Source organism: Streptomyces sp. NPDC042336 (assembly GCF_055581985.1).
The window spans coordinates 164055-186001 of sequence record NZ_JBVJEA010000004.1; the positions used below are offsets into that span (position 1 = coordinate 164055).

The following is a 21947-nucleotide window of genomic DNA, read 5'->3' on the forward strand; positions in this document are numbered from 1 at the left end:
GTGCAGCACCCCGCCGTTCCGGACCTCTCGCACACCCACACCCGGCCGATCCACTGGGTCGCCACCGCCACGGCCGTCGCCGGCGTCGTCGCGCTGTCCTCGGTCCTCCAGCCCGACGCCGCGACCGCTGCCCAGAGCGCCGACAAGGCCGCCGCCCCCGCTCCCAAGAGCGCACCGGCCCACATCGCGCCGCCGGATCCGGCCACCGTGGCCTTCCCCCTGGAATGCGGCCCGGTCAAGGCCGTGGTGCAGAAGAAGGCCTCCGGCGACCTCGACGGCGACGGAAACCCCGAAACCGTGGCCGTCGTGCACTGCGACGCACCCATGGGCACACCCCCCGACGGCGTGTACGTCATCACACGGGGCACCGACGGCGGCAAGTCCCGCGTCGTGGCCACCCTCGTGGACCCCAAGGACCGCCGTACGGCCACCGAACTCGCGGTGCGCGACGGCGTCGTCCGCGCCACCCTCCTCGGCTACTCGACGGCCGACGTGCCCAGTTGCTGCCCCGACGTCACCGACGACGTGAAGTGGCAGTGGAAGAACGGCGCGTTCGTCAGCGACACGCCCTCACAGGCACGCACCGTCTGACCGGCACCCCCGGGGGACAGGGGGTGTGACACACCAGACAGTGGTCACGGAACGTACGCGCCAAGTCACATTTTGGTCACTCTGAGTCCGGGCCGTAGACCTCGGCCCTGTCCGAAACGCGACGCACGTGGATGCACTCGCCCGGACACTCCTTCGCGGAGTCCACCACATCCGTGAGAAGCGTCAGCGGCACCGGCGTTGTCGCCCCCGGGGCCTGCAGCAGCTCGTCGTCCGCGCCCTTCACATAGGCCAGACCGTCGATGTCCAGCTCGAACACCTCGGGCGCGTACTGGGCGCAGATGCCGTCGCCGGTACACAGGTCCTGGTCGATCCAGACCTCCAGAGCCTCGCCGTCGACTCCGGCCTCCTGCTGCACGCTCATCTCTCCTGCCGTTTCCTGCGTCGAGCCGTTCGGGAATCCGGCCAGCTCTGGCGGGTGTTGAACACTTCGACCCTACCCCCGCCTGGGTTCCCGCCACGTTCCGTGGGTATTCCCCTGGCGTGAGGGAGAGCGCAAGGGTGAAGATCGGACACACCCCGACAGTCTTTGTGATCTAGGGGTTTCAATCGACACCCACCCAGGTAGGGTCTGGAAGCGTCCAGCTCCCCTTGGAGGAGGTGAGGACCGTGGCAGCCCACGACGACGACATGAACCGCGGCATCCGCCCGGGACGCGGGTCCGAGGACCCGGCCGGGCAGGTGGCCTACCTTGAGCAGGAGATCGCCGTCCTGCGACGCAAGCTCGCCGAATCTCCGCGACACACGAGAATTCTCGAAGAGCGGATCGTCGAACTGCAGACCAACCTGGCCGGCGTGTCCGCCCAGAACGAGCGACTCGCCGGCACACTCCGCGAGGCCCGCGACCAGATCGTGGCCCTCAAGGAAGAGGTCGACCGGCTGGCCCAGCCACCCGCCGGCTTCGGTGTCTTCCTGCAGGCCAACGAGGACGGCACCGCCGACATCTTCACCGGCGGCCGCAAACTCAGGGTGAACGTCGGCCCGAGCGTCGAGCTAGACGAGCTCCGACGCGGCCAGGAAGTGATGCTCAACGAAGCACTCAACGTGGTCGAGGCCATGGAGTACGAGAGCGTCGGCGACATCGTCACCCTCAAGGAGATCCTCGAGGACGGCGAGCGCGCCCTGGTGCTCGGCCACACCGACGAGGAAAGGGTGGTACGGCTCGCCGAGCCCCTGCGCGGACTCACGATCCGCCCCGGCGACGCCCTCCTGCTCGAACCCCGATCCGGCTACGTCTACGAGGTCGTCCCCAAGAGCGAGGTCGAAGAACTCGTCCTCGAAGAGGTTCCCGACATCGGCTACGAGCAGATCGGCGGCCTCGGCGGACAGATCGAAGCCATCCGCGACGCGGTCGAGCTCCCCTACCTCTACCCCGACCTGTTCCGGGAGCACGAGCTGCGTCCGCCCAAGGGCGTCCTGCTCTACGGGCCTCCCGGATGCGGCAAGACGCTCATCGCCAAGGCCGTCGCCAACTCGCTGGCCAAGAAGGTCGCCGAGGTCACCGGCCAGGCCGCCGGCAAGAGCTTCTTCCTCAACATCAAGGGCCCCGAGCTGCTCAACAAGTACGTCGGCGAGACCGAGCGGCAGATCCGCCTGGTCTTCCAGCGGGCCCGTGAGAAGGCCAGCGAGGGCACCCCCGTCATCGTCTTCTTCGACGAGATGGAATCCCTCTTCCGCACCCGCGGCTCCGGCGTCAGCTCGGACGTGGAGAACACCATCGTCCCGCAGCTGCTCGCCGAGATCGACGGCGTGGAAGGCCTGCAGAACGTGGTCGTGATCGGCGCCTCCAACCGCGAGGACATGATCGACCCCGCCATCCTGCGGCCCGGCCGGCTAGACGTGAAGATCAAGATCGAACGTCCGGACGCCGAAGCGGCCAAGGACATCTTCGGCAAGTACCTCACCGAACGCCTCCCCCTCCACTCCGACGACCTCGCGGAGCACGAGAAGGACAAGGCGGCCACCGTCCAGAGCATGATCCAGACGGCGGTGGAACAGATGTACGCCGAATCCGAGGAGAACCGCTTCCTGGAAGTCACCTACGCCAATGGCGACAAGGAAGTCCTCTATTTCAAGGACTTCAATTCCGGCGCCATGATCGAGAACATCGTGGGCCGCGCCAAGAAGATGGCGATCAAGGACTTCCTGGACAAGAACCAGAAGGGCCTCCGCGTCTCCCACCTCCTCCAGGCCTGCGTGGACGAGTTCAAGGAGAACGAGGACCTGCCCAACACCACCAACCCGGACGACTGGGCCCGCATCTCCGGAAAGAAGGGCGAACGGATCGTGTACATCCGTACGCTCGTCACCGGAAAGCAGGGCGCGGACACCGGACGCTCCATCGACACGGTGGCGAACACCGGTCAGTACCTGTAAAAGGCGGGGCGGCTGCGGGTCCCCTCAGTGGGTACCCGCAGCCGACTGTTTTCCGGAGCCCCGGCTGGAGCAAGGCAATGACGCAAATGATCTCCCCGCCAGCGCCAAGGCGTTCTAGGCTCTTCCATACCGCCGAGTCGCGCAGTGCGGGGACGGGCACCGCATACGCATCGGAGCGCCAGCGGTACTTGAGCAGCGCCCACTACGGGCGCTGCCGGGCAAGGAGGGCCGCATGACCGTACGGCGAGTAATGGGCATCGAGACGGAGTACGGGATCTCCGTCCCCGGCCACCCGAACGCCAATGCCATGCTCACCTCGTCCCAGATCGTCAATGCCTACGCGGCGGCGATGCACCGGGCCCGCCGGGCCCGCTGGGACTTCGAGGAGGAGAACCCGCTGCGGGACGCGCGAGGCTTCGACCTCGCCCGCGAGGCCGCCGACTCCAGCCAGCTCACCGACGAGGACATCGGCCTCGCCAACGTCATCCTCACCAACGGTGCACGGCTCTACGTCGACCACGCCCACCCCGAATACAGCGCTCCGGAAGTCACCAACCCGCGCGACGCGGTCCTGTGGGACAAGGCCGGCGAACGCATCATGGCCGAGGCCGCCGAGCGCGCCGCCCAGCTGCCCGGCGCCCAGCCCATCCACCTCTACAAGAACAACACCGACAACAAGGGCGCCTCCTACGGCACGCACGAGAACTACCTGATGAAGCGGGAAACCGCCTTCTCGGACATCGTGCGCCACCTGACCCCCTTCTTCGTCTCCCGCCAGGTCTTCACCGGCGCCGGCCGCGTCGGCATCGGCCAGGACGGCCACGAACACGGCTTCCAGCTCAGCCAGCGCGCCGACTACTTCGAGGTCGAGGTCGGCCTGGAGACCACGCTGAAGCGGCCCATCATCAACACCCGCGACGAACCGCACGCGGACGCCGAGAAATGGCGCCGCCTGCACGTGATCATCGGTGACGCGAACCTGTCGGAGATCTCCACCTACCTCAAGCTGGGCACCACGGCCCTGGTCCTGTCCATGATCGAAGACGGCTTCATCGCCGTCGACCTGGCCGTCGACCAGCCCGTACGCACCCTCCACCAGGTCTCGCACGACCCGACGCTCAAGCGCCTCGTCACGCTGCGCAGCGGCCGCACCCTGACCGCCGTGCAGCTCCAGATGGAGTACTACGAGCTGGCCCGCAAATACGTCGAGGAGCGGTACGGCGCGGACGCCGACGACCAGACCAAGGACGTCCTCGGCCGCTGGGAGGACACCCTCAACCGGCTCGAGAACGACCCGATGAGCCTGGCCGGCGAGCTGGACTGGGTCGCCAAGCGGGAACTCATGGAGGGCTACCGCCGCCGCGACAACGTCGACTGGGACGCCCCCCGGCTGCACCTCGTCGACCTCCAGTACGCCGACGTACGGCCCGACAAGGGCCTCTACAACCGCCTGGTGGACCGCGGCCGCATCAAGCGCCTGCTCGACGAGAACGAGGTCGAGCGGGCCCGTACGAAGCCGCCCGAGGACACCAGGGCCTACTTCCGCGGGCGCTGCCTGGAGCAGTACGCGGACGACGTCGCGGCGGCCTCCTGGGACTCGGTGATCTTCGACCTGCCGGGCCGGGACTCGCTCCAGCGGGTCCCAACCCTGGAACCGCTTCGCGGAACGCGTAATCACGTCAAGGAGCTCCTGGACCGCTGCCGCACCGCGGACGACCTGGTCAGGGTCCTGTCCGGCGGGTGAGCGGCCGAGCGGGTACCGGGGAGTAAGCAGCCGGACAGGGTGGAATATCCCAGGTCCGGGAACCATGGAGATGGTCCCCGTACGTTGGAGGAAGTGCGGGGTCGATGTCGGACCAGACTTGTAGGGTCTGATCTTGACCGAGCAACTGTGTCGGGCGAACCGAGCGGGGTGAGGGTTATGGCGACCAAGGACACCGGCGGCGGGCAGCAGAAGGCCACGCGGTCCACCGAGGAGGTCGAGGAGCAGGCGCAGGACGCGCAGGCATCGGAGGACCTCAAGGAACGCCAGGAAAAGCTGAACGACGACGTGGACTCCGTCTTGGACGAGATCGACGATGTCTTGGAAGAGAACGCCGAGGACTTCGTGCGGTCATTTGTCCAAAAAGGTGGAGAATAGGAATAAATGTCCAATTTGGATGCCGAGAAGGATTGCTCGGCATGCAAGCGGACTTTGCCTACCAGTGCATTCGCGGCGAACAGGTCCAAGCTTGACAGGCTTCAGGACCGTTGCCGCGAATGCGGCGCCCAGGCATACCGGCGCCGCCGGGAGGCTCAGGGCAAGAAGGTTCGCCGAGTGGACGTGCCCGAGGGGCACAAGCACTGCCTGAGTTGTGACGAGGTCAAGCCGTGGAGTGAGTGGCATCGCAACGCCGCGGCCTTGGACGGGCTGTCGGCACGTTGCAAAGCATGCCGGTCTGTGGCGGGGCGTGCACGCCACCTCATGCGTCACTACGGGCTTACCGAGACTGAGCGGGACGCGATTGTCGCCTCTCAGATGGGGCTCTGCGTGATTTGTCTGAAGGCTCCGGCCGTGCACGTGGATCACTGTCACAAGACGGGTAGGGTCCGTGGCGTACTGTGCTTCAACTGCAATTCAGGCCTCGGTCTGTTGAGGGATGACCCCGACGCGATGTACCGAGCTGCCGACTACCTGGAAGGAAACGCGTGGAAGCCAACACTCGTAGCACCGGGCGTCTACCAGCTGCCTTCCTGACGCCCGGGTCCTCTTCTTTCATGGACTTCCTCGGTGAGCACCAGCCGGAGATGCTCCCGGGCAACCGGCAGCTGCCGCCGGTGCAGGGCGTCATCGAGGCACCGCACGGCACCACGATCGTGGCGGTCACGTTCCCCGGTGGTGTCGTGCTCGCCGGTGACCGGCGGGCCACCATGGGCAACATGATCGCCCAGCGGGACATCGAGAAGGTCTTCCCGGCCGACGAGTACTCGGCGGTGGGCATCGCCGGCACGGCGGGCCTGGCCGTGGAGATGGTGAAGCTGTTCCAGCTGGAGCTGGAGCACTTCGAGAAGGTCGAGGGCGCGCAGCTGTCCCTGGAGGGCAAGGCGAACCGCCTGTCGACGATGATCCGGTCGAATCTGGGCATGGCGATGCAGGGGCTGGCCGTGGTGCCGCTGTTCGCCGGGTACGACGTGGACCGGGGCAGGGGCCGCATCTTCTCGTACGACGTGACGGGTGGCCGGTCCGAGGAGCGGAACTACGCGACCACGGGTTCGGGCTCGGTCTTCGCGCGCGGTGCGATGAAGAAGCTGTTCCGTGACGACCTGACCGAGGAGCAGGCCACGACCCTCGTGGTGCAGGCGCTGTACGACGCGGCTGACGACGACTCGGCGACCGGTGGTCCCGATGTCGCCCGCCGGATCTATCCGATCATCACTGTGATCACCGAGGACGGTTTCCGCCGGCTCGGCGAGGACGAGGCTGCCCAGCTGGCCGGTGCGGTGCTGCAGGCCCGGCTGGAGCAGCCGGACGGTCCGCGGGCCGCGCTGCTGTAGCGGGAGCCGGTCTTCGTGTTGTCAGGTGGTCCAGTGACTTCGACAGAAAGGGACGGATAACCGGTGTCGACGCCGTTCTATGTATCTCCTCAGCAGGCGATGGCCGACCGGGCGGAGTACGCCCGCAAGGGCATCGCCCGTGGTCGCAGCCTGGTCGTGCTGCAGTATGCCGACGGCATCGTGTTCGTCGGCGAGAATCCGTCCCGTGCCCTGCACAAGTTCAGCGAGATCTACGACCGGATCGGCTTCGCGGCCGCCGGCAAGTACAACGAGTACGAGAACCTGCGGATCGGCGGGGTGCGCTACGCCGACCTGCGGGGTTACACCTACGACCGTGACGACGTGACCGCACGTGGTCTGGCCAACGTGTACGCCCAGACACTGGGTACGATCTTCTCCAGCCAGGCCGAGAAGCCGTACGAGGTGGAGCTGGTCGTCGCCGAGGTCGGTGAGAGTCCGGACAGTGACCAGATCTACCGGCTGCCGCACGACGGTTCGATCGTCGACGAGCACGGTTCTGTGGCGGTCGGGGGCAACGCGGAGCAGATCAGCGGCTATCTGGATCAGCGGCACCGGGACGGCATGACGCTGGCCGAGGCGCTGAAGCTGGCGGTCCAGGCGCTGTCCCGCGACACCAACGGCAGTGAGCGGGAGATTCCGGCGGAGCGGCTGGAGGTCGCGGTGCTGGACCGGACGCGTCCGCAGAAGCGCAAGTTCAAGCGCATCGTGGGCGGCCAGCTGTCGCGGCTGCTGGAGGCCGGTGCGGGTGCGGCGTCGGCGGACGGCGAGGCGGAGACCGAGGCCGAGAGCGACTCCGGGTCGGACGAGGAGTAGGCGCACACCTCACCCTCGCTTCACCGCGGCGGGGCCGTAGACCCCCGTACCACCAGGCTCACCGGCAGGTCCCCCTCCTCGGGGGGCCTGCCTTCCAGTACCGCCAGCAGTGCGCGCATGCCCCGTTCGCCGAAGGCCTCCGCGTCGAGGCGGACGGTGGTGAGTTCGGGGTCGATGGCGGTGGCGAGGCCGAGGTCGTCCAGGCCGGTGACGGACAGGTCGTCGGGGACGCGGAGTCCGGCGCGCCGGACCGCCTTGTACGCGCCGGCCGCGAGCTTGTCGTCGTCGCAGACCAGCGCCGTGGGCCGGGGTCCGGGCGCGGCGAGGGCGGCCTCCGTGGCCTTCAGGGCGCCCTCGATCGAGATGGGTGCCCGGATCGTGCGCAGCTCGGTGCCGGGGACGTCGGCGAGCCGCGAGGCCAGTTCGCGGGCGCGTACCTCGAAGGTCCAGGAGGGGATGTCGGCCGCGAGGTGGAGGAAGCTGCGGTGGCCGAAGGACAGCAGGTGCTCGGTGACCTGGCGGATGCCGTCGGCGATGTCCAGGTTGACGGTGGCGGCGCCCAGGCTGCCGTGCGGGTCGCTGTCGAGCATGACGAGCGGGAGTTGGTCGCCGCGGATGGCGGAGAGGGCGTCGGCGGCCATGGAGGAGGCGATGACACCGTCCAGCGCGGCCTGGGCGGAGGCGAAGGGGTCCCGGGCGGGGCCCACGCCTTCGGGTGAGGGGTAGAGGACCACGCCGAAGCCGTGCTCGGCGGCGACGCGTGCGGCGCCGGTGTACACCTCGGCGAAGAACTCCGTGGTGAGCGCGGGGACGACCAGCAGGACGGTGCGGGTGCGTCCGAGGCGCAGATTGCGTGCGGCCAGGTTGGGACGGTAGCCGAGTTCGAGGGCGGCGTCGCGGACTCGCTGGGCCGTCGGTTCCGACACGCGGCCGCGCCACTTGTCGCCGAGGACCAGGGAGACGGCCGCCTGGGAGACGCCGGCGGCCTGGGCGACGTCCCGGCTCGTGGGGCGGGTGCTGCCTCGTGCCACCGTTCGCCTGCGCTTTCGTCTGGACTGCTGAACTGGCGACATGGTACGTATGGCGGCAGGAGTTATACGTAACACTTGCTGGAGCGAGGACAAAGGAGGTACGTCGTGGTCGCCGGGTATCTGGACATCCTCCGGGCGCGGCATGCCGTGCGGCTGCTCGTCGGCACGCTGGTCGGGCGGTTGCCGAACGCCACCGCGGCGATCGCGATCGTGCTGTTCGTGCGGGCCGAGGGCGGTTCGTACAGCCTCGCGGGGGCGCTGGCGGCGGTGTACGGCGTCGCCAACGCCGTGGGGCAGCCGGTGCTGGGGCGGCTGGTGGACCTGCACGGGCAGCCGCGGGTGCAGTTGCCGGCCGCGGTGCTGTCGGCGCTGGCGATGGCCGTGTTCGCCTTCGCGGGCACCGGGACGGCCGTGCTCGCGTATCTGTCCGTGGCGGCCGCGGGGGTGTTCACGCCGCCGCTGGAGGGCGGGCTGCGGGCGCTGTGGCCCAGTGTGCTCCGCGAGGAGGACCAGGTGCACACGGCGTACGCGATGGACGCCGTGGCGCAGGAGGTCATGTTCACCGTCGGGCCGCTGCTGGTGACGGTGTGCGTGTCGCTGTGGTCGCCGCAGGCCGCGCTGCTGGTGCTGAACGGTGTCGGTGTGCTGGGCGCCCTGTCGGTGGTGGTGTCGCCGCCTTCGCGGGCCTGGCGGTCGGCGCCGCGGGAGGCGCACTGGCTGGGCGCGCTGCGTTCGGGCGGGCTGCTGGCGCTGCTGGGAGCCTTCCTGTTCATCGGGATGGCGCTCGGGTCCATCACGGTCGCCTCGGTGCCGTACGCCGACGAGCACGGGGGTGACGCCGTGTACGGGTGGCTGATGGCCGCCCTGGGGCTCGGTGCGCTGGTCGGGGGAGCCGTCTACGGGGCGCGGCGGTGGACCGGTGAGCCGGCGCGGCGGCTGCGGGTGCTGGTGGCGCTGCTGGCGGTCTGTTACCTGCCGCTGATGCTGATGCCGGGTGCGGTGGCCATGGTGCTGCTCACGGTGCTCGCGGGGGTGTTCCTCGCGCCGTGCATCGCCTGTGCGTTCGTGCTCGTCGACGTGCACGCGCCGCGCGGCACGGTGACGGAGGCGTTCTCGTGGCTGGTGACGACGTTCACCGTGGGCGCCTCGGTGGGGACGGGCGTCGCGGGGCCCGTCGTGGAGCACGGCGGGGCGCTGTGGGGTTTCGCGGTGCCGGGGGCGGCGGGGTGCGTCTCGCTGCTGGTGCTGGCGTGCACCGGGCGGGTCCTCGCAGTTCCCGCGCGGGGAGCGGTGGTTGCGGCTTCATCGGAAAATGATCCAAACCGTGCCGTCGAACCCCGTTTCAGTTCGGGTCATCAGGCGTAATGTTCAGTCATGGACCGCCGCATTTTCGGGCTGGAGAACGAGTACGGCGTCACGTGCACGTTCAGGGGACAGCGCCGCCTGTCGCCTGACGAGGTGGCGCGGTACCTCTTCCGCCGTGTCGTGTCATGGGGCCGCAGCAGCAATGTCTTTCTGCGCAACGGGGCCCGCCTCTATCTCGACGTGGGATCACATCCGGAATACGCCACACCCGAATGTGACAACGTGATCGAGCTCGTCACCCACGACAAGGCGGGCGAGCGCATTCTCGAAGGACTCCTGGTGGACGCCGAACGACGCCTGCACGAGGAGGGAATCGCGGGCGACGTCTACCTCTTCAAGAACAACACCGACTCCGCCGGCAACTCCTACGGCTGCCACGAGAATTACCTCGTGGCCCGGCACGGGGAGTTCTCGCGGCTCGCGGACATCCTGATTCCGTTCCTGGTGACGCGGCAGCTGCTGTGCGGTGCGGGCAAGGTGCTCCAGACCCCGCGCGGTGCCGTGTACTGCGTCAGTCAGCGGGCCGAGCACATCTGGGAGGGCGTCTCCTCGGCGACGACCCGGTCCCGGCCCATCATCAACACCCGCGACGAGCCGCACGCCGACGCCGAGCGCTACCGGCGCCTGCACGTCATCGTGGGCGACTCGAACATGTCCGAGACGACCATGCTGCTCAAGGTCGGTGCCACCGACCTGGTGCTGCGCATGATCGAGGCGGGCACGGTGATGCGGGACCTGACCCTGGAGAACCCGATCCGGGCGATCCGCGAGGTCAGCCACGACATCACCGGGCGCCGCAAGGTGCGCCTGGCCAGTGGCCGTGAGGCGTCGGCGCTGGAGGTGCAGCGGGAGTACTACGAGAAGGCCGTGGACTTCTGCGAGCGCCGCGGCATCCGCACGGGCACCGTCGAGCGGGTGCTGGAGCTGTGGGGCCGCACGCTGGACGCCATCGAGGCCGAGGACCTCGACCGCATCGGCACCGAGATCGACTGGGTCATGAAGTACAAGCTGCTGGAGCGGTACCGGGCCAAGCACAACATGACCATGTCGCACCCGCGGGTCGCGCAGATAGACCTCGCCTACCACGACATCCACCGGCGTCGTGGTCTGTACTACCTGCTCGAGAAGAAGGGCCAGGCGGCCCGGGTCGCCAACGACTTGAAGATCTTCGAGGGCAAGTCCGTTCCGCCGCAGACCACTCGGGCCCGGCTGCGCGGGGACTTCATCCGGCGGGCCCAGGAGCAGCGCCGGGACTTCACCGTCGACTGGGTGCACCTCAAGCTCAACGACCAGGCGCAGCGCACCGTGTTGTGCAAGGACCCGTTCCGGTCGGTGGACGACCGGGTGGAGAAGCTGATCGCCGGGATGTGATCAGAGTCGTTCGGATGTGATCCGGGCGGTATGAGGCCGGACGGGTGAGACACGCGTCTTCGCGCGAAAGGGCGGAACGCCACACGGGCACCGTACGTTAGCCGTGCGGTGCCCTTCTCACGCCGTAGAGTTGCGCGCACGCCAGCCGACAGGACCGACCCGATACCGATACGAGGCCCCCACCGTGCGCCGACGCTCACTCCTCATCGCCGTCCCCGCGGGACTGGTCACGCTCGCCGCATGCGGTGACGGTGACGACTCCGGCTCATCGAGCAACGCGAGCGACAGTGCGTCTCCCCAGGCGTCGGGCACCTCCGCGCCACCGCCGCCGAAGATCGTCGACGGTCCGCTGCCGGCGATCACGGCGGGGACGAAGTTCGACGAGAAGCCGACCGTCGCCAAGGGCAGCGGCCAGCCCTCCAAGGACCTCGCGGTCAAGACGGTCATCGCGGGCGGCGGCAAGGCCGTCGCGGAGAACGACTTCATCACGGCGAACTACCTCGGCCAGGTCTGGCAGAGCGCGAAGGTCTTCGACAACTCCTACGACCGCAAGACCCCGCTGGTCATCCAGCTCGCCCAGGGCAGCATCATCGACGGCTGGCGGTACGCGCTCACCGGCAAGAAGACCGGCAGCCGCGTCCAGTTCTCCGTGCCGCCGACCTGGGGGTACGGGGAGCAGGGCAACGAGCAGGCGGGTATCAAGGGCGACGACACGCTGGTGTTCGTGGTCGACATCCAGGACACCTTCAACGCCAGGAGCAGCGCCGACGGCAAGAAGGTCGCGCAGGACGACGCCGCCCTGCCCAAGGTCGGCACCAACACCGACGGCAAGGCGCCCTCCATCGAGGTGCCGAAGACCGACCCGCCGAAGAAGCTCGCCGCCCAGTACGTCCTGGAGGGCGACGGCGCCGAGGTCGGCGCCCAGGACAGCGTGCTCGTGCAGTACGAGGGTGTGCTGTGGGACGGCGGCAAGGAGTTCGACTCCACGTACGCCAGGAAGCAGCTGACGTCGTTCTCGTTGCAGCAGGTCGTCAAGGGCTGGGCGCAGGGTCTGACGGGCAAGAAGGTCGGCAGCCGCGTCCTCATCGTCATCCCGCCCAACCTGGGCTACGGCGACAGCCCGCCGGAGGGCAGCGGCATCCAGAAGGACTCCACGCTGGTCTTCTCCGTGGACATCCTCGCGAAGATGTGACGCCTCGGGGATGTAAGACTTGGGCCGTTGCCTTTCCGCAGACAAGCAGGAGCTGAACACGTGAGCATCGACAAGCCCGAGGTCGACTTCCCGGGCGGCGAGCCCCCGGCGGGCCTCGAGATCAAGGACATCTGGGAGGGCGACGGCCCGGTTGCCGAGGCCGGTCAGACCGTGACCGTCCACTACGTGGGCGTGACCTTCAGCACGGGCGAGGAGTTCGACGCCAGCTGGAACCGCGGCGCGCCGTTCCGCTTCCCGCTCGGTGGCGGCCGCGTCATCGCGGGCTGGGACCAGGGCGTGCAGGGCATGAAGGTCGGCGGCCGCCGCCAGCTGACCATCCCCGCGCACCTCGCCTACGGCGACCAGAGCCCGACTCCGGCGATCCCGCCCGGCTCGACGCTGATCTTCGTGGTCGATCTGCTCGGAGTCTGACCGACATCCGAACGGACGGTGATCAGAGCCGGTCATCCTGGGTCCATGCCTGTCCGGGCATGGACCCTCGGCTTTTGCCGCGCCACCGCGGGGCGGTACGGTCATCCGTCGTAAGCACCATAGGGAGAAGGGCGTCGATGGCCATTGCCAAGGCCGAGCGGCTGATGAACCTGGCGCTGTGTCTGCTCGGGACACGGCGGCCACTCAGCAAGCGCGAGCTGCGCGAGTCCGTCGAGGCCTACCTCGAAGCGGCCTCGGACGACTCCTTCAACCGCATGTTCGAGCGTGACAAGGACGACCTGCGCGAACTCGGACTGGTCATCGAGACCGTGGAGAGCCTCGACGGCGAGATCGGCTACCTGGCCCGGCGGGACAGCAACCGGCTGCCGCCCATCACCCTGGACGCCGAGGAGGCCGCCGCCCTCGGGCTGGCCGCGAAGGTGTGGCAGCAGGCCCGGCTCGCCGGTGCCGCCAGCGGCGCGCTGCAGAAGCTGCGGGCGGCCGGGCTGCCCGAGGACGTCGACCCGTACGAGGCGCACAGCGCGCTGGAGCCCCGCATCCCGGTGCACGAGGCGGCCTTCGAGCCGCTGATGCTGGCCTGCCGCGACCGCCGGCCGGTCGTCTTCGACTACCGCAAGGCGAACGCCGCCCAGCCCGAGCCCCGGCACGTGGAGCCGTGGGCGCTGGAGTGCTGGCGCGGCCACTGGTACCTGGCGGGCTTCGACCGCGACCGGGGGGCCGAGCGGGTGTTCCGGCTGTCGCGGATCACGGGGAAGGTGCGTTCGCGCGGCTCGCGCTTCACCGCACCGGTGCCCGACGTCGTCACCGTCCGGGAGACGGTCGCGAGCTGGGCGGGGGAGACCGCCGACCGTTCCGCGCTGATCCGGCTGCGCACGGGAGCGGGTTACCCCCTTCGGGCGAAGGCCACCGGGGTGCGGGAACTCGGTGACGGCTGGGACGAGTTGGAGATTCCGTACGGGCACGGCCTGGACGCCTGGCTGGTGGAGTTCGGCCCGGACGTGGTGGTGCTGGAGCCCGCGGAGTTGCGTGCGGACGTGGTGGACCGGCTGCGTGCCGTGGCCAAGGGCTGAGGGGGAGCGGACAACACAGTGGCAGGCAAACCGGTCAGGCCCGTGAACGCCATCGACCAGACCCGACGGATGCTGTCCCTGGTGACGTATCTGCGTGAGCGCCCCGGGGCCCGGGTCGAGGACGTGGCGCGCGCCTTCGGCATCACCGAGGACGAGCTGGTCTCCGACCTCGACGTGCTTCCTATGTGCGGGACCAGCTTCCGGGGCGGCGACCTGCTCGACATCGACACCGACGGCGAGCGCATCTGGTGGCACAACCCGGCCGCTCTCGGCGCGGACGCCGCGGAGCCGCTGCGGCTGGCCGCCGACGAGGCCACCGCGCTGCTGGTGGCCGCCCGGGCCGTGGCGACCCTGCCGGGGCTGCGCGAGAGCGACCGGCAGGCGCTGCTGCGGGCGACCGCAAAGGTGGAGACCTCGGCCGGCGAGGCCGCCGGTGCCAGCTCGCGGCTGTCCGTCACCTTCGAGTCCGAGGGCGGTGTCTTCGCCGACGTCGACCGGGCCATCTCCGAGCGCCGCCGGCTGTGGATCCGCTACTACTCGCCGGCCCGCGACGAGGTCACCGAGCGCGAGATCGACCCGATCCGCCTGGTCAGCGTCGGGCACACGTACGTGGAGGCCTGGTGCCGCCGCTCAGAGGCGCGGCGTACCTTCCGGCTCGACCGGGTCGCCGAGATCCGCATCCTGGACGAGCCCTCCGCGCCGCCGGAGGTGGAGCTGCGGGACCTGTCGGAGGGCCTGGTGCAGCCCGCCGCGGAGGACCCCGAGGTCGTCGTGGAGGTCGGCCCGGGCGGCCGCTGGGTCGCCGAGTACTACCCGCACGACAGCGCCGATGAACTTCCCGACGGCGGACTGCGTATCACCCTGCGCACCCCCGACCCCGCTTCCCTGCGGCGGCTGGCGCTGCGGCTGGGGCGCGACGGCCGGATCGTCTCCCCGTCGGCGCTCGCCGACAGTGCCCGGCAGGCCGCCCGCGAGGCGCTGGCCGCGTACGACGGGATCGAGGCGGCCGGGGCGCACGGCGGGACCGGGACGGTCGCGCCGAGCGGCGCGCGCGCCGGGGCCGGGGCGGTCGAGGGGCAGCACGACAGGCAGGAGCGAGCACTGTGAGCGACCCCCTGGGACCGTCCGGGCCGTCCGAACCGCCGTCCGGGCCGGGCATGTCGGCGGCGACGGCGTTCGCCGGCATGAGACGCGTGTCACCGGTCGTCTTCAAGGCGGGCTGCCCCGACTGCCGGGGCCGTTTCGAACTCGCCGCGAGCGCGCTGCGGCTCGCCATCGGCGCCACCAGCCGCACCACGTTCTACTCGTTCACCTGCCCCGAGTGCGGGTCGGCCGTGCGCAAGCCGGCGGGGGAGCGGGTCGTGGAGCTGCTCACCGGCGGCGGGGTCAGGACCCTGCGCCTTCATTCCACCGTCTAGTCTCGACGTCATGTTCTGGCCGATGTTCGCGGTTGCCGTGGGTTTCCTGGGTCTCGCCGTCCTCGCGGTGTTCGCCGTGAAGGTGTTCGTGGAGGCCGAGCGCCTCGGCCGGCAGGTGACGGACTCCGCCCGCCGGATCAGCCGGGCCGCGGAGGACCTGGAGCGGGCGACCGAGAGCGCCGCCCGTGCCGTGGACGCCTTGTGAACGGGCCGCGTCCCGCCGCGAGGTGGCGCCGGTGACCCGACGGGCCGGTGTGAGTTGCGTTTTGGGGCACTTCGCCCTGTCACCTCACCGGCCCCGGGCGGTACGCTGCTGGTCGCGGCCAGGAAAACGAGGCCCGGTCGCGGACGGGAGTACGCACGGGGATTGCCTCACGTTCACCCCTGAGCGTTACGATCGCTGCACAAGACGATCGATCGGACGTATGTCCGGCCGGTCGGACAGCACCCCCACCCAGCCGCCTCGGTGAGAAGGTAAAGACTTATGTTCGGAAGGCTCGGCGCCCCCGAGATCATTCTCATCCTCGTCGTCATCATCCTGCTGTTCGGCGCGAAGAAGCTTCCGGACATGGCGCGGTCGCTCGGCAAGTCGGCGCGCATCCTCAAGAGCGAGGCCAAGGCCATGAAGAGCGAGGCCAAGTCCGACGAGGCCGCCCCCGCCGACCCGCCCGGCCCCGAGCAGTCCGCGGCGCAGCGCACCATCCAGGCCGCCCCCGGCGACGTGACCAGCTCCCGGCCGGTCACCGAGCCGACGGACACGACCAAGCGCTGACGCAGGGCCGGTGACCTCCGGCCCGCCGCACGAGATGGGAACGTGGGTTGCTGAAGCCTGCCCGCAACAAGGAGAAGGATCCCGAGGGGCGGATGCCGCTCGCGGAGCACCTTCGTGAGCTCCGCAACCGGCTCGCGAAGGCGCTGCTGGCCATCGTCGTCGTCACCGTGGTCGCCGCCTTCTTCTATCAGGAGATCATCAACTTCCTCACCGAACCGATCCTCAAGTCGGTCGGCTGCGAGAAGTCGTTCGGCGAGCTGGCCCAGGCGAAGGCCGGCTCGGAGCCGTGCGCGCAGATCACCATCAACGGTCTGCTCGGCCCCTTCACCCTGGCACTGAAGGTGTCCCTGACGGCCGGTGTCGTGCTGGCCTCGCCGGTCTGGCTCTACCAGCTGTGGGCGTTCGTCGCCCCGGGCCTGCACAGGAACGAGAAGAAGTACGCCTACGCGTTCGTCGCCACCGGCGCCCCGCTGTTCCTCATCGGCGCCTACTTCGCCTACGCGGTGCTGCCCACCTCGGCGAAGGTCCTGATCGAGTTCACCCCGAGCGACGTCGACAACCTGCTGCCCCTGGACGAGCTGCTCGATCTCGTCACGCGCATGGTCCTCGTCTTCGGTCTCTCCTTCGAGCTGCCCCTGCTGCTGGTGATGCTCAACTTCACCGGGGTGCTGACCGGCAGGCGGATGCTCGGCTGGTGGCGCGCGATGATCATGGGAATCACCCTGTTCGCGGCCATCGCCACGCCCAGCACGGACCCGCTGACCATGCTCATGCTGGCCGGGCCGATCTGGGTCCTGTACTTCGCCGCGGTCACCGTCTCCCTGCTGAACGACCGCCGCAAGGCCCGCCGCGAGGCCCTCGGACCCGACGACGACGAGGCCTCCGACCTGGACCTCACCCCCGAGGACATCGGCGAGGTCGAGCCCGTGACCACCGCCCGTGCCCTGCCCGAGCAGGCCACGAAGGACCGGGTCAACGGCTACGACGACGTGACCTGAGGACCGCCGGGGCGGTGACGGCAGGCGTCGCCGCCCCCACGGAACCCCCACACGGCCGATCCCGATAATGATCGTCCGGTTGTCAGTGCGGGCCGGTACGCTCGAAAGCACGATGACAGAGGATCTCTCACCGGCCGAGCGGTACGCGGCAGCCCGTCAGCGCGCTGCCGAGCAGGCCACCGCGCTCGCCTCCTTCCGCGAGATGTACGACTTCGGCCTCGACCCCTTCCAGATCGAGGCCTGTCAGGCGCTCGAGGCGGGCAAGGGCGTGCTGGTGGCCGCGCCCACCGGCTCCGGCAAGACGATCGTCGGCGAGTTCGCCGTCCACCTCGCCCTCCAGCAGGGCAGGAAGTGCTTCTACACGACACCCATCAAGGCCCTGTCGAACCAGAAGTACGCCGACCTGTGCCGCCGCTACGGCAGCGACAGGGTGGGCCTGCTCACCGGTGACAACAGCGTGAACTCCGACGCCCCCGTGGTCGTGATGACCACCGAGGTCCTGCGGAACATGCTGTACGCGGGCTCGCAGACCCTCCTCGGCCTCGGCCACGTGGTCATGGACGAGGTGCACTACCTCTCCGACCGCTTCCGCGGCGCCGTATGGGAGGAGGTGATCATCCACCTCCCCGAGTCCGTGACCCTGGTGTCACTCTCGGCGACCGTGTCGAACGCGGAGGAGTTCGGCGACTGGCTCGACACCGTGCGCGGCGACACCCAGGTGATCGTCTCCGAGCACCGGCCCGTGCCGCTGTTCCAGCACGTGCTGGCCGGGCGCCGGATGTACGACCTGTTCGAGGAGGCCGAGGGCCACAAGAAGGCCGTCAACCCGGACCTCACGCGCATGGCGCGCCTGGAGGCCAGCCGCCCGTCCTACCAGGACCGCAGGCGCGGCCGCGCCATGAAGGAGGCCGACCGGGAGCGGGAGCGCAGACAGCGCTCGCGGGTGTGGACGCCGAGCCGGCCCGAGGTCATCGAGCGGCTGGACTCCGAGGGGCTGCTGCCCGCGATCACCTTCATCTTCAGCCGGGCCGGCTGCGAGGCCGCCGTCCAGCAGTGCCTGTACGCGGGCCTCCGGCTCAACGACGAGGGCGCCCGGGAGCGGGTCAGGGCCCTCGTCGAGGAGCGCACCGCCTCCATCCCCCGCGAGGACCTGCACGTCCTGGGCTACTACGAGTGGCTGGAGGGGCTGGAGCGCGGCATCGCCGCCCACCACGCGGGCATGCTGCCCACCTTCAAGGAGGTCGTCGAGGAGCTGTTCGTCCGCGGTCTGGTGAAGGCCGTCTTCGCCACCGAGACCCTCGCCCTCGGCATCAACATGCCCGCCCGCTCGGTCGTGCTGGAAAAGCTCGTCAAGTGGAACGGCGAGCAGCACGCCGACATCACCCCCGGCGAGTTCACCCAGCTCACCGGCCGGGCCGGCCGCCGCGGCATCGATGTCGAAGGGCACGCCGTGGTGCTGTGGCAGCGCGGCATGAACCCCGAGCACCTCGCGGGGCTGGCCGGCACCCGCACGTACCCGCTGCGCTCCAGCTTCAAGCCGTCGTACAACATGGCGGTCAACCTGGTCGAGCAGTTCGGCCGGCACCGCTCGCGGGAGCTGCTGGAGACGTCGTTCGCGCAGTTCCAGGCGGACAAGTCGGTCGTCGGCATCTCCCGTCAGGTGCAGCGCAACGAGGAGGGTCTGGAGGGCTACAAGGCCTCCATGACCTGCCACCTCGGCGACTTCGACGAGTACGCCCGGCTGCGCCGCGAGCTGAAGGACCGCGAGCAGGAGCTGGCCCGGCAGGGCGCCAACCAGCGGCGTGCCGAGGCCGCCGTGGCGCTGGAGAAGCTGAGGCCGGGCGACGTCATCCACGTGCCCACCGGCAAGTACGCGGGCCTCGCCCTGGTCCTCGACCCGGGGCTGCCCGCCGGGCGGTCCAACGGCCACCGCGGCTTCGACCACCACGACGGGCCCCGCCCGCTGGTGCTGACGGCCGAGCGGCAGGTCAAGCGGCTGGCGTCGATCGACTTCCCGGTGCCCGTCGAGGCGCTGGACCGGATGCGCATCCCCAAGTCCTTCAACGCGCGCTCGCCGCAGTCCCGCCGCGACCTGGCCTCCGCGCTGCGCACCAAGGCCGGGCACATCCCGCCCGAGCGGGCCCGCAAGAAGCGAGCCCAGGCCGCCGACGACCGGGAGATCGCCCGGCTGCGCAAGGCGATCCGGGCCCACCCCTGCCACGGCTGCGACGACCGCGAGGACCACGCCCGCTGGGCGGAGCGCTACCACCGGCTGCTGCGCGACACCTCGCAGCTGGAGCGCCGGATCGAGGGCCGGACGAACACCATCGCCCGCACCTTCGACCGGATCGTCGCACTGCTGACCGAGCTGGACTACCTGCGCGGCGACGAGGTCACCGAGCACGGCAAGCGCCTGGCCCGGCTCTACGGCGAGCTGGACCTGCTCGCCAGCGAGTGCCTGCGCGAAGGCGTCTGGGAGGGGCTGTCCCCGGCCGAGCTGGCCGCCTGCGTCTCGGCGCTGGTCTTCGAGTCCCGGGCCGCCGACGATGCGATGGCGCCGAAGGTGCCCTCGGGCAAGGCGAAGGCCGCGCTCGGCGAGACGGTCCGCATCTGGGGCCGCCTCGATGCCCTGGAGGAGGACTTCCGGATCAGCCAGACCGAGGGGGTCGGCCAGCGCGAGCCCGACCTCGGCTTCGCCTGGGCGGCGTACATGTGGGCCTCCGGCAAGGGCCTCGACGAGGTGCTGCGCGAGGTGGAGATGCCGGCCGGTGACTTCGTGCGCTGGTGCAAGCAGGTCATCGACGTCCTCGGCCAGATCTCGGCCGCCGCGCCCGGTGACGGCTCCACCGTCCCGAAGAACGCGCGCAAGGCGGTCGACGAACTGCTGCGCGGCGTGGTCGCCTACTCGTCCGTGGGCTGAGCCCCCCACCCCCAGTACGGCCAAGGCCCGGCGGGAACCCCGCCGGGCCTTCGCGCGCTCCGGCGCCTCTTTCCCTCATCACGGTGAGTGATTTTCGAGCACCCTTGAGGCATTACTCCACGTGTTCGAATGACTCCCTGGCGTGCAAATGGGCCCGACCATACTCCAGTCCCCGCGCCCGTTTCAGGTGCTTGCCGAATATGACACGGCGATGATCCCCCCGGACTAAGCTCGCCCGCAGCGCACCGAGTTGAGGTGTATTCGCGCGCTTGTTCCCAATGCGCCGAAGATCCCGACAACTCCCAGACATACCCCGCCGCAAGCTCCCCCATCCCCGCCGATTCGTTTTCAGAGGGCCTACATGGTGAGTGTTGATTCCCCTCCAGGTCGCCGTGAACTTCCCTACGCGCGAACCCTGTTGCTGCCGGCCATACTGATGGCCGCGGCCACCGGGGCCGCCGTCGCCCTCGTGACGGAACCGGCCCGGCTCGCCGTCGGCCTGTGCGGTGCCGTCGCCACCGTCCTGGTGATCGCCGCGGCGGCCGAAGCGGTGCGCCGCGGCCGGGCACTGCGGGCCCTCGGCGCCGAGCACGCCCGTCACACCGCGTATCTGGAACACCGGGCCGCGAACCACCACGAGGAGATGGTCCGCCTCGGCGCCGAAGTCATCCCGAACGTCCTGCGGTACATGCGCCGGGGCGCCACGCCCCGCGAGATGATGAACCGCCTGGGCGAGGTGGACCCCAGCTACGCCGAACTCGGCGAGCCCCAGCGCAAGCTGGTCCGCATGGTCTGCGAGATCGTCGACCACGAGGACGCCATGCGCGAGTCCGCCGAGCGCTCCTTCGTCGACATCGCCCGCCGCGTCCAGGCGATCGTCCACCAGCAGCAGAAGGAACTGCGCGAGATGGAGGAGGACCACGGGCGCAACCCCGAGGTCTTCGACGACCTCCTGCGCATCGACCACGGCACCTCGCTGATCGGCCGCCTCGCCGACTCCATCTCCGTGATCGGCGGCGGCCGGCCCGGACGCCAGTGGCCCGAGCCGGTCGCCCTGTACAGCGTGCTGCGCGGCGCCATGTCCCGGATCCTGGAGTACCGCCGGATCAACCTGGCATCGATCGCCAAGGTCAACATCAAGGGCACCGCCGTCGAACCGGTCATCCACGCCGCCGCCGAACTCCTCGACAACGCCACCCGCTACTCGCCGCCCGCGGCCAAGGTGCACGTCACCGCGACCGAGGTGCAGAGCGGTGTGTGCATCGAGATCGAGGACGCCGGCGTCAGCCTCAGCGAGGAGTCCCGCGCCCGCATCGAGGGCCTGCTCGAACAGGCCAAGCGCGGCACCGACGTGCAGGACCTCGCCCACCACCCGCGCCTGGGCCTGTCCGTGGTCGGCCGGCTGTGCACCCAGTTCGGCATGGACGTCTCGCTGCGCGCCTCCGCGTACGGCGGCGTCCGCGCCATCCTCATCGTGCCCAGCAAGATGATGACCACCGAGCCCGGCGTCGGCCTCGCCCACGGCATCGGCGCCACCTCGATCCCCACGCCCGGCCCCGACGCCCTGCCCGGACCGCAGCGCAAGCCCAAGAAGCGCCGCCCCACCAGCCCTCGGATCCCCGCGACGGTCTCCCTGGAGGACGACGTTCCCGAGGTGACCGAGTGGACGGCGGGCGGGCTCCCGCAGCGCCGCAGCCGGGTGAAGATGCCGCTCAGCCAGCGCCTCGCCGAGCAGGCGGCGTGGGAGCGGGAGGACGCCGAGCGCGAGGCCCGCCAGGCCGCCGAGCGCGCCCGCAAGGGCATCCCGGCACCCGCCGAGCCGGAGCCCGCGCAGGACAAGGACCAGGGCGGCCTCCCGCCGGGTCACTTCATCGGCGCCTTCTGGGAGGGGCTCAAGCAGCACACGGGCAGCACCCAGGCCCACCAGCAGTCCAGCAGCAGCGAGCCGGCCCACGCCCCGGCAGACGACGAGGGGAACCTCAAGTGATCGAGCAGCAAGGCAAG

At 69.7% G+C, this 21947-nt stretch carries 21 protein-coding genes; 19 read left to right on the forward strand and 2 right to left on the reverse strand.

What is annotated here, in order from left to right; translation table 11 throughout:
• On the forward strand, nt 1-591 hold the full coding sequence (locus ACZ6IM_RS11595; RefSeq protein ID WP_052837734.1) for a hypothetical protein: 591 nt from the start codon (nt 1-3) through the stop codon (nt 589-591).
• A gap of 76 nt (nt 592-667) precedes the next feature.
• Here the strand turns inward: ACZ6IM_RS11595 and ACZ6IM_RS11600 are convergent, their stop codons facing one another.
• On the reverse strand, nt 668-973 hold the full coding sequence (locus ACZ6IM_RS11600; RefSeq protein ID WP_052837735.1) for a ferredoxin: 306 nt from the start codon (nt 971-973) through the stop codon (nt 668-670).
• A gap of 245 nt (nt 974-1218) precedes the next feature.
• Here ACZ6IM_RS11600 and arc point away from each other — a divergent pair, with 245 nt between their 5' ends.
• The 6 genes from arc (at nt 1219) to prcA (ending at nt 7353) form a co-directional block, all read left to right on the forward strand.
• Nucleotides 1219-2985 (forward strand): proteasome ATPase, encoded by a 1767-nt coding sequence (arc, locus tag ACZ6IM_RS11605; protein ID WP_052837736.1) that lies wholly within the window; start codon nt 1219-1221, stop codon nt 2983-2985.
• A gap of 232 nt (nt 2986-3217) precedes the next feature.
• Nucleotides 3218-4729, forward strand: coding sequence for a depupylase/deamidase Dop (gene dop, locus ACZ6IM_RS11610; RefSeq protein ID WP_469556120.1), 1512 nt, complete (start codon nt 3218-3220; stop codon nt 4727-4729).
• A 177-nt stretch (nt 4730-4906) separates the two neighbouring features.
• Nucleotides 4907-5125, forward strand: coding sequence for a ubiquitin-like protein Pup (locus ACZ6IM_RS11615; protein ID WP_043374843.1), 219 nt, complete (start codon nt 4907-4909; stop codon nt 5123-5125).
• 378 nt (nt 5126-5503) lie between these two features.
• A complete protein-coding gene (locus ACZ6IM_RS11620; RefSeq protein ID WP_343234777.1) occupies nt 5504-5722 on the forward strand; it encodes an endonuclease VII domain-containing protein in 219 nt (72 codons plus the stop codon).
• Entirely contained in the window at nt 5674-6519 is an 846-nt protein-coding gene (gene prcB / locus ACZ6IM_RS11625; protein ID WP_052837739.1) for a proteasome subunit beta, read from the forward strand. The genes ACZ6IM_RS11620 and prcB overlap by 49 nt, the downstream gene beginning before the upstream one ends.
• A 63-nt stretch (nt 6520-6582) precedes the next feature.
• On the forward strand, nt 6583-7353 hold the full coding sequence (gene prcA, locus ACZ6IM_RS11630) for a proteasome subunit alpha (RefSeq protein ID WP_052837740.1): 771 nt from the start codon (nt 6583-6585) through the stop codon (nt 7351-7353).
• Nucleotides 7354-7373: 20 nt separating this feature from the next.
• Here the strand turns inward: prcA and ACZ6IM_RS11635 are convergent, their stop codons facing one another.
• Nucleotides 7374-8384 (reverse strand): LacI family DNA-binding transcriptional regulator, encoded by a 1011-nt coding sequence (locus tag ACZ6IM_RS11635; protein ID WP_469556125.1) that lies wholly within the window; start codon nt 8382-8384, stop codon nt 7374-7376.
• Between the two features lie 105 nt (nt 8385-8489).
• Here ACZ6IM_RS11635 and ACZ6IM_RS11640 point away from each other — a divergent pair, with 105 nt between their 5' ends.
• From ACZ6IM_RS11640 to ACZ6IM_RS11695, 12 genes are all read left to right on the forward strand, one after another.
• Nucleotides 8490-9749 carry an MFS transporter gene (locus ACZ6IM_RS11640; protein ID WP_469556127.1) on the forward strand — a complete coding sequence of 420 codons (1260 nt, stop codon included), beginning with the start codon at nt 8490-8492 and terminating at the stop codon, nt 9747-9749.
• 9 nt (nt 9750-9758) lie between these two features.
• Nucleotides 9759-11120, forward strand: coding sequence for a Pup--protein ligase (gene pafA / locus ACZ6IM_RS11645; protein ID WP_052837743.1), 1362 nt, complete (start codon nt 9759-9761; stop codon nt 11118-11120).
• 184 nt (nt 11121-11304) lie between these two features.
• Nucleotides 11305-12312 carry an FKBP-type peptidyl-prolyl cis-trans isomerase gene (locus ACZ6IM_RS11650; RefSeq protein ID WP_052837744.1) on the forward strand — a complete coding sequence of 336 codons (1008 nt, stop codon included), beginning with the start codon at nt 11305-11307 and terminating at the stop codon, nt 12310-12312.
• 60 nt (nt 12313-12372) lie between these two features.
• Nucleotides 12373-12744 carry an FKBP-type peptidyl-prolyl cis-trans isomerase gene (locus tag ACZ6IM_RS11655; protein ID WP_052837745.1) on the forward strand — a complete coding sequence of 124 codons (372 nt, stop codon included), beginning with the start codon at nt 12373-12375 and terminating at the stop codon, nt 12742-12744.
• 137 nt (nt 12745-12881) lie between these two features.
• Nucleotides 12882-13835 (forward strand): helix-turn-helix transcriptional regulator, encoded by a 954-nt coding sequence (locus ACZ6IM_RS11660; RefSeq protein WP_469556132.1) that lies wholly within the window; start codon nt 12882-12884, stop codon nt 13833-13835.
• Between the two features lie 18 nt (nt 13836-13853).
• Nucleotides 13854-14942 carry a helix-turn-helix transcriptional regulator gene (locus ACZ6IM_RS11665; RefSeq protein ID WP_052837747.1) on the forward strand — a complete coding sequence of 363 codons (1089 nt, stop codon included), beginning with the start codon at nt 13854-13856 and terminating at the stop codon, nt 14940-14942.
• Nucleotides 14943-14992: 50 nt separating this feature from the next.
• Complete coding sequence (locus ACZ6IM_RS11670) at nt 14993-15253, forward strand: hypothetical protein (protein ID WP_052837982.1); 261 nt, start codon at nt 14993-14995, stop codon at nt 15251-15253.
• Nucleotides 15254-15263: 10 nt separating this feature from the next.
• Entirely contained in the window at nt 15264-15458 is a 195-nt protein-coding gene (locus tag ACZ6IM_RS11675) for a hypothetical protein (RefSeq protein ID WP_052837748.1), read from the forward strand.
• Nucleotides 15459-15737: 279 nt separating this feature from the next.
• Nucleotides 15738-16025 (forward strand): Sec-independent protein translocase subunit TatA, encoded by a 288-nt coding sequence (gene tatA, locus ACZ6IM_RS11680; RefSeq protein WP_052837749.1) that lies wholly within the window; start codon nt 15738-15740, stop codon nt 16023-16025.
• Nucleotides 16026-16072: 47 nt separating this feature from the next.
• The gene (gene tatC, locus ACZ6IM_RS11685) at nt 16073-17023 is read left to right on the forward strand and encodes a twin-arginine translocase subunit TatC (RefSeq protein ID WP_052837750.1); all 951 of its coding nucleotides are present in this window, start codon (nt 16073-16075) and stop codon (nt 17021-17023) included.
• Nucleotides 17024-17090: 67 nt separating this feature from the next.
• The gene (locus ACZ6IM_RS11690; protein ID WP_469556136.1) at nt 17091-19943 is read left to right on the forward strand and encodes a DEAD/DEAH box helicase; all 2853 of its coding nucleotides are present in this window, start codon (nt 17091-17093) and stop codon (nt 19941-19943) included.
• A 361-nt stretch (nt 19944-20304) separates the two neighbouring features.
• On the forward strand, nt 20305-21930 hold the full coding sequence (locus ACZ6IM_RS11695; RefSeq protein ID WP_052837752.1) for a sensor histidine kinase: 1626 nt from the start codon (nt 20305-20307) through the stop codon (nt 21928-21930).
• Nucleotides 21931-21947 lie beyond the last annotated feature (17 nt).